General features: G+C 73.4%; 9 protein-coding genes. 5 read left to right on the plus strand and 4 right to left on the minus strand.

What is annotated here, in order from left to right:
* Positions 1-37: 37 nt before the first annotated feature.
* From BLS21_RS23845 to BLS21_RS23855, 3 genes are all read left to right on the plus strand, one after another.
* Complete coding sequence (locus BLS21_RS23845) at positions 38-1,024, plus strand: hypothetical protein (RefSeq protein ID WP_139177278.1); 987 nt, start codon at positions 38-40, stop codon at positions 1,022-1,024.
* Between the two features lie 126 nt (positions 1,025-1,150).
* Positions 1,151-1,390 carry an arsenate reductase/protein-tyrosine-phosphatase family protein gene (locus BLS21_RS23850; RefSeq protein WP_175479732.1) on the plus strand — a complete coding sequence of 80 codons (240 nt, stop codon included), beginning with the start codon at positions 1,151-1,153 and terminating at the stop codon, positions 1,388-1,390.
* A gap of 26 nt (positions 1,391-1,416) precedes the next feature.
* The gene (locus BLS21_RS23855) at positions 1,417-1,755 is read left to right on the plus strand and encodes a hypothetical protein (protein ID WP_091224321.1); all 339 of its coding nucleotides are present in this window, start codon (positions 1,417-1,419) and stop codon (positions 1,753-1,755) included.
* Between the two features lie 103 nt (positions 1,756-1,858).
* Here BLS21_RS23855 and BLS21_RS23860 read toward each other — a convergent pair whose 3' ends face one another.
* A complete protein-coding gene (locus BLS21_RS23860) occupies positions 1,859-2,581 on the minus strand; it encodes a PP2C family protein-serine/threonine phosphatase (RefSeq protein WP_175479733.1) in 723 nt (240 codons plus the stop codon).
* 154 nt (positions 2,582-2,735) lie between these two features.
* On the opposite strand from BLS21_RS23860, the gene BLS21_RS23865 reads away from it, so the two are divergent.
* Positions 2,736-3,908, plus strand: coding sequence for a glycoside hydrolase family 3 N-terminal domain-containing protein (locus BLS21_RS23865; protein ID WP_175479734.1), 1,173 nt, complete (start codon positions 2,736-2,738; stop codon positions 3,906-3,908).
* Between the two features lie 27 nt (positions 3,909-3,935).
* On the opposite strand, the gene BLS21_RS23870 is transcribed toward BLS21_RS23865, so the two are convergent.
* Positions 3,936-4,124 (minus strand): hypothetical protein, encoded by a 189-nt coding sequence (locus BLS21_RS23870; RefSeq protein WP_091224325.1) that lies wholly within the window; start codon positions 4,122-4,124, stop codon positions 3,936-3,938.
* 438 nt (positions 4,125-4,562) lie between these two features.
* On the opposite strand from BLS21_RS23870, the gene BLS21_RS23875 reads away from it, so the two are divergent.
* On the plus strand, positions 4,563-4,781 hold the full coding sequence (locus BLS21_RS23875; protein WP_091224327.1) for a hypothetical protein: 219 nt from the start codon (positions 4,563-4,565) through the stop codon (positions 4,779-4,781).
* Positions 4,782-4,850: 69 nt separating this feature from the next.
* Here the strand turns inward: BLS21_RS23875 and BLS21_RS23880 are convergent, their stop codons facing one another.
* Together BLS21_RS23880 and BLS21_RS23885 are read right to left on the minus strand one after the other, a co-directional pair.
* A complete protein-coding gene (locus BLS21_RS23880) occupies positions 4,851-6,113 on the minus strand; it encodes a hypothetical protein (RefSeq protein WP_091224329.1) in 1,263 nt (420 codons plus the stop codon).
* Between the two features lie 7 nt (positions 6,114-6,120).
* Positions 6,121-6,902: polysaccharide deacetylase family protein (locus BLS21_RS23885; protein ID WP_139177279.1), on the minus strand; the 782-nt coding region annotated here is incomplete at its 5' end.

Raw genomic sequence — 6,902 nt, forward strand, 5'->3', positions numbered from 1 at the left:
GCGATATGACCCAGAGAGCCGCGCTCGGGCGGTCCAGATGTACAAGAAGCGACTGAGGGAGACCGGGGATCCTGAGGTTGCGGTTCGCCGTCAGGTCAGTGAGCAGCTCGGGATCAACCAGACCACCCTGCGTCGCTGGATCCAGCGTGAAGCAGCGGTCTCCGGCGACCCTGCCGGCGCTGCCGCCCCCGCTTCACGCCCGGTGTGGTGGAGACGTCCGGTGACCTGGGTCGCGGGGGTCATCGGTACGGCCCTGACGGCCACCGCAGTCACCGCCGTGGGCAGCCGCCTCGAGGAGGTAGTCACCAAGGCCACGGAGACAGGGCCTCCTGTCTCCGTGGACCAGGTCATGGAGTTCCGCAGCGACATGTACGGCGATTCGGTCGCGTTCGCCCGAGGTGCATCATTTACGGACGCCGACCTGGCCGAGCTCAATCAGATCGATCAAGACTTCGGCGGAATGGACTCGGTGGAGTGGTTGGAGAGCCGGGGTGGAGTTGCCCCCGATATCGTCCTCATACAGTTGGCACTGTCAGGAAACAGGACGGGGAGCGTCAGGATCACGAACTTGGAGGTCCACCCTGACTGCTCGGCGCCGCTCGATGGACTCTGGTTCGAGGACCCGCCTGCTGGAGCGGACGACTCCATCAGGATGCACTTCGATCTGGATGACTCGAATCCGGTGGCGAAGGTCGCCTCGATGGACGGCTCACCAACAGGGGAGCCGGAGGACTACTTCCCAGCGCGGACCATCTCGCTCAAGCAGGGAGAGCAGCAAGTCATCATCGTCTCAGCGAGTACCGAAGAGAAGTATTGTTCCTTCTTCCTCGACATGACGGTCCTCGAAGGGGACGAGACCAGTACACACAGGATCACGATGCCGGCTGGGTCGCCTTTCGAGGTCACAGCATCCTTGCCGTTGGACCAGTATGAAGAGGTCTACCTCGGTGGCGTCGTCTGCTACCCGTGGGTGAAGGCGGGCAACGCGTTCTTCAACGGGGACTGGGAGCACCAGTGCAGCTAGGGCGCGTCCCCCGACAGCGGGCTGCTCGGGGCGACTGCGTCGGGCGTTGCGCATGCACCTCCCCGTCGCGGGTGAGGTCCTCAGTGAATGCTCCTGTCGCGACTGCATGCGACCCAGCGTCGAGCCGTGCGCATCCTCTTCGTCTGCACCGGGAACGTGTGCCGCTCGCCGGTCGCCGAGCGGCTCGCCACGGCATGGACACGGGAGAAGCTCCTGCACAGTCCCGAGGCCGACATCGTCCAGATCGACAGCGCAGGCATGGGCGCGACCTCTGGACAGCCGATCGACCGGCACTCCGCCGCCGCGCTCGTCGACCTGGGCGGGGACCCGGCGGCTTCCTGTCACGCGAGTTCCCGCCGGAGATAGCCCAGGACGCCGACCTGGCGCTCACCATGACCCGCGACCAACGCCGCACCGTGCTCGAGGCCAGTCCTCGGGGTCTGCGTCGCACGTTCACGCTGACCGAGGCCGCGGACCTGGTGCAGCGAGCGGACCTGACCGGCCTGTCCCTGCTCCCGCTCACCGCACGCGCCCGCGAACTGGGCCGCCGTCTGGACGCCGCCCGCGCCGACGGGCCGACCGCGGACAGCGACGACATCGCCGACCCGATCGGACAGCACGCCGCGGTGCACCAGGAGGTCGCGGGCCTGGTCGCCGCAGCGCTCCGCCCGCTGGCCGACGTCCTGTCCACCAGTATCCGAGTGCAACTGCCCGCTCCCGTCGCCGCCTGAGCGGCACGGGCTCCGGGACGTCCGTCCGGCCGCGAGGTGACGACAACTCACGCGGATTGAGGGTCTGCGTCGGGTCACCGACCGAGGCCAGGAGGATCCGTGATCACGGCCCTGTTGCGTAGACCACGACAACGGTGGCGTTGTCGCGCGCTCCGTTCGTGTCGGCGTTGTCGACGAGCGACGTCGCGGCTTCTTCCGGTGCGCCGTCGAGTGACATGATCGCTGCGATCCGGTCGTCGGTCAGCTCACCGGTCAACCCGTCGGAGCAGGCGAGGAGGCGCTCACCCGGCACGACGGGTAGCAGGACGACGTCGGCCTCCGGGCGGGGACCGACACCCAGTGCGCGGGTGATGATGTGGCGCTGCGGGTGCGTCGCAGCGCTCTGGTCAGAGATGTACCCCGCGTCGATGAGCTCCTGCACGACCGAGTGGTCCCGGGTGACGAGCTCCAACTGGCCCCCGTGCCAGCGGTACACACGCGAGTCGCCGACGTGGAACACCGCCCACTGCGGCCCCGCACCCTCGTCCACCAGGGCGACGCCGGCGACCGTCGTCCCCGCGCCGGCCTTGTCCGGCCCCTGGAACGCGCGGATCTCGCCGTCGGCCCGCTGCAACGCCAGCCGGATCGCCTCGACGGTCGTCGTCTCGGACCCCGTCAACGACCGCAGCGCCTCGACGACCGCCTCCGCAGCCGCAGCGCCTCCGACGTGACCCCCCATGCCGTCTGCGACCGCGAACACCGGCGGAGCGGCCAGGTGTCGGTCCTGGTTGTCCTCCCGCTGGCCCACGGCGGTCGCCGCTCCCCACGTCAGCTCGACCGGCGGCATCCACGCTCCACGACACGTATCGACGACAGGACGCCCCGTGGGGAAGACGAGGTGGGGTGAGCGTAGAAGGTCGGCGACACACCGGCAGGTCGCACATCCCGCGACCCGCCGGCCGGCACGCCGTCGCCCTCCGCGCGGCGGAGAATGGGCCGCGATGCGCTCTTCCCGCCTCGGTGCCGTCGTCGGCGCCCTGATCTGCCTGTTGACCACCGCCTGCGCGGCGCCGACCGCCGGCCCCGGGACGGCGCCCGGTACGTCCGGCTCCGCGCCCCCGCCCACCCCGAGCCCGGAGACCGACCCGGTCGACGCGGCCCTCGCCGACCTGGACCGCCGCGAGCAGGTCGCCCAGCTCATCGTCGTCGGGGTCGCGCTCACCGACCTCTCCCCCGCCGACGCGTTCGCCGCAGGGGGCCTGGGTGGCGTCTTCCTCCAGGGCCGCAGCAGCATCCCCGCGGACGAGCTGGCCACCGAGACCGCGCGGTGGGCGGAGGCGGCACCGGGGCCGCGCCCCTGGATCGGCGTCGACCAGGAGGGCGGCGCCGTCCAGACGCTCTCCGGCCCGGGCTTCGCCGACCTCCCGTCGGCCGCCCGCCAGGGCCGCATGCCGGCCGAGGAACTGGCCGGCCTCGCCGACGACATGGGCGCATCGCTGAGCAGCGCGGGCATCAACCTCAACCTGGCGCCGGTCGTCGACGTCGTCCCCGAGGGCACCGAGGACGCCAACGCGCCCATCGGTGCCTGGGACCGCCAGTACGGCAGCACCGCCGACGCCGTCAGCACCGCCGCCGGAACCGTCGCCGACGGCCTGGCCGCGCACGGGGTCACCCCCACGCTCAAGCACTTCCCCGGCCTCGGCCGGGTGCAGGAGAACCCCGACAAGAGCCGCGATGCCACCGACGACGTCACCACCGGCGACGACGACCAGGTCGCCGCCTTCGGCACGCTCGCCGGCTCGGACGCCGAGCCCTTCGTGATGATGTCGTCGGCCACCTACACCCGGATCGACCCGAGCACGCCGGCCCTCTTCTCCCCCGTCGTCGTCACCGACCTGCTGCGCGAGCAGCTCGGCTTCGACGGGGTGGTCATCTCCGACGACATCGGCGCAGCTCAGGCCGTCCAGGACCTGCCGGCCGACGAGCGGGTGATCCGCTTCCTCGAGGCCGGAGGCACCCTCATGCTCACCATGGACGCCGGCCTGGTGACGGAGATGATCGACGCCATCGTGGCCCGCGCCGAGAGCGACCCCGCGTTCTCCGCCACGGTCGACGCGGCCGTCCGGACCGCGCTCACCGCCAAGGCCGACGCCGGGCTGCTGCCGGAGTCCTGAGCGGACGCCCCTGGTCGCGGAAGGTCCTCAGCCCCAGCTGCCGACGGCCCGCGCGGCCTCGTTCGGATCGGCCCACACCCGGCGGCGGGCGGCGCGCGCCCGAGCGGCCGCCACCCCGGCACGCGGGTCCGAGAGGTACACCGCGGCGATCGCGGTGAAGACCGCCGTGAAGACCAGGCCGAGGCCGATCCCCAGCGTGAGGACGAGGTACAGCACGGAGGAGTCCTTTCGAGGGTCGAACGACCGCCAGCGCAGGCTCGCCCGCCGGCGGTTCGAGCTGAGGTGCGCCGATGCACTGGTCGTGGCCGAGGGAGCCTCCGGTCGGCCACAGCGGGATTCCACACCGCAACAGTGCGGCATCGGTTCTGCACTCAAGGTACCCAGCCGTCCTCCGCCGCGACGGGCGACGAAGCCGACCGTGAGCGGACTCACCGCCGGCGAGCGCCAGGACGACGACCACTCCGCGCGCCCGGCGGCTGCGCCGGACGTGGACGACCGACAGCATGAGGCAGCCGACGACGAACCAGGACCCGGTGGCACCCATGCCGCCGTCACCGGCCGAGGGCACTCGGCGCTGGAGCCGTTCGGCCGTGCGCTGGCCGGCGTCGGCCGTGCCGACGTCGCGGCACGGTGCCGCGCGGCTACCGTCGAGCGGTGTTCCGCTGGCTGTCCGCCCTCGTCGTCGCGGTGGTCCTGTCGGGTTTCGCCGTCCTCCTGCTGACCGGCCAGTACCTCAACGAGGGCCCCGTCCTCGTGCGGTTGACCCGGACCCATGGCGTCCACGTCGGCGACCTCTTCGTCGTCCTCGGCTGGGCGGTCGCACTCCTCGCCGTGGGAGGCCTGCTGTGGTCCGCCGGCCGCCGGGACGGTTGAGTCACCCAGCGGCGTCCAGGTCGGGTCGGGACTCCGCCAGCCGGGTGGACCAGATGACGACGGGTGCGATCAGACCGGTGCTGGCTCGGTGACCGGGCGCTGCGGGTCACGCCGCGTCATCGGCACGACGACCGATTGCCGGACGGCGAGGGCTGCGAGCGCCGGGCCGAGTGCCAGGGCCAGCGGCGTCCAGGCCACCCCGGCGGGCAGCAGGAGGACCAGGGCGGCGACCGCGCCCAGCGCGCCGAACTCCAGCGCGTGCAGCGCCAGCACCCGTCTCTGGCCGCCGTGCACCGAGGCCAGCGAGGCGTAGGGCAGCAGCACCGCGCCGGCGACGGCGTAGACCGACCAGCCGACGACGGCGGCCGCGGGCACCGCGTAGTCCCCGCCGGTGAGCACCGGGCCCAGCCACGGCAGGACCAGCAGCCCGGCGATCCCGATCGCACCGACGCCCGCGGCCAGCCCCGCCGCGGCGCGGTCGGCGACGCGCAGGCTCTCGGCCACCGGCCGGGCGCGCAGGCCGACGAAGTGCGGCAGCAGGAAGGTGCCGATGCCGGCGACCAGCGTGAGCGTCGGGGCGGTGTAGACCCGGGCGGCCTCCAGCGGCCCGTACGCGGCGGCGCCGGCCGCCGCGACGACCAGCACCCGCAGCAGGGTGAGCAGACCGGGCCGGACGGTGTGGGCGGCGGCCCGCCAGACGCCGAAGGCGGCCACGCCGCGCAGGTCGGGACGGCGCCACGGGCCGCGCGGCCGCTCGCCCGGCGGCACGCGCCACCAGGCCACGACCGCGGCCGCCGTCTGACCCACGAGCAGCGCGACGACGAAGGAGGCGAGGGTGATCTCGCCGGTCAGCCCGGCGACGCCCAGCGCCGCGAGCGCTCCGGCGAGGCTGGTGAGGTCGACCGCAGGCAGCGCGCGGTACCGGCCGGTGGCCATCAGCAGCCGGCGCAGCGTGTCCTCGACGACGAAGGCGGCGCAGGCCGGCCCGAGCAGCAGCCCGGCCCACACCGGCACCAGCCCGCTGAGCAGCGCGGCGGCCGCGCCGGCCAGGCCGACGCCGGTGGAGATCAGCGCCGTCCACACGTGCAGGCCGGCGCGGGTGCCGCGGTCGGTGCGGTCCAGCACGGTCAGCGAGTCGCCGACCAGGCCGCTGCAGACCGCGGTCCCCAGGACCAGCGCGCCGTAGACGAGGGCGAAGACGGCCAGGCCCGCGGCGCCGAGCAGCCGCGCGGCGGCCGCCTGCAGCGCCAGCCCGGCCAGCGCCTGGGTGCCCTGGCCGAGCACCGCCGCGGTGGCACGGCTGCCGAGCAGCCCAGACGCCCAGGAGGTCATGGTCGGCTCACCGCTCCGACCCCGTCGTCTCTGCTGTCCCGGCCACGGACCTCCGCGCCATGGATGTCACGGCCACGGCGCGGCGCTGGCGAAGGTGGTGGCGCGCCAGCCGGGCCACGACGTGCGCCCGGGTGTCGCGCGGACTGACGTAGCAGCGCGGCAGCGTGACCCGGTCACCGGGTGAGTAGTCGCCGGTGACGCAGGCGTTGTCGTAACCGGCGGCCCGGACGGCGTCGGCCGCGGCCTCGTCGTAGGAGCCGTAGGGATAGCAGAAGCCGGTCACCTCGGCCTGCAGCACGTCCTCCAGCACCCGGCGGCTCCCCCCCACCTCGGCGGCGAGGACGGCCGGCTCGGCGCCGGCCAGCCGGGCGTGGGTCAGCGTGTGGCTGCCCACCTCCTGGCCGGCCGCGGCCACGGCACGCACCTGGTCGGCGTCCATGATGGCCAACCGCGGGCCGGTGTCCCACTCGTTGTGCCCGCCCAGGCGGCCGGCGACGACGTAGACGGTGCCGGTCATCCCGTGCCGCCGCAGCACCGGGACGGCGAAGTCGAGGAAGTCGGTGTAGCCGTCGTCGAAGGTGAGCCCGACCAGGCCCGCGGCCGCGCCCCGGTCGGCGGCGCGCACCAGCTCGGTCAGCGAGACGCCCCGCAGCCCCAGCCGGCGCAGCAGCCGCAGGTGCCGGTCCAGCCGGTCGGGGTGCACCCGCAGCCGGTGCGGGTCGGGCGCGGCCGACGGGCTGATCGAGTGGTACATGAGCACCGGGGGGAGCGGCAGCCGCACCCGGGCGG

The sequence above is a fragment of the Geodermatophilus siccatus genome (genome assembly GCF_900103785.1).
GTDB classification, from domain to species: domain Bacteria; phylum Actinomycetota; class Actinomycetes; order Mycobacteriales; family Geodermatophilaceae; genus Geodermatophilus; species Geodermatophilus siccatus.

Excerpts from the sequence above, each read along its gene's own strand:
- BLS21_RS23845 (WP_139177278.1), top strand. The coding sequence starts at position 38 with ATGTACAAGAAGCGACTGAGGGAGACCGGGGATCCTGAGGTTGCGGTT.
- BLS21_RS23860 (WP_175479733.1), bottom strand. The coding sequence starts at position 2,581 with ATGCCGCCGGTCGAGCTGACGTGGGGAGCGGCGACCGCCGTGGGCCAG.
- BLS21_RS23865 (WP_175479734.1), top strand. The coding sequence starts at position 2,736 with ATGCGCTCTTCCCGCCTCGGTGCCGTCGTCGGCGCCCTGATCTGCCTG.
- BLS21_RS23855 (WP_091224321.1), top strand. The coding sequence starts at position 1,417 with ATGACCCGCGACCAACGCCGCACCGTGCTCGAGGCCAGTCCTCGGGGT.
- BLS21_RS23880 (WP_091224329.1), bottom strand. The coding sequence starts at position 6,113 with ATGACCTCCTGGGCGTCTGGGCTGCTCGGCAGCCGTGCCACCGCGGCG.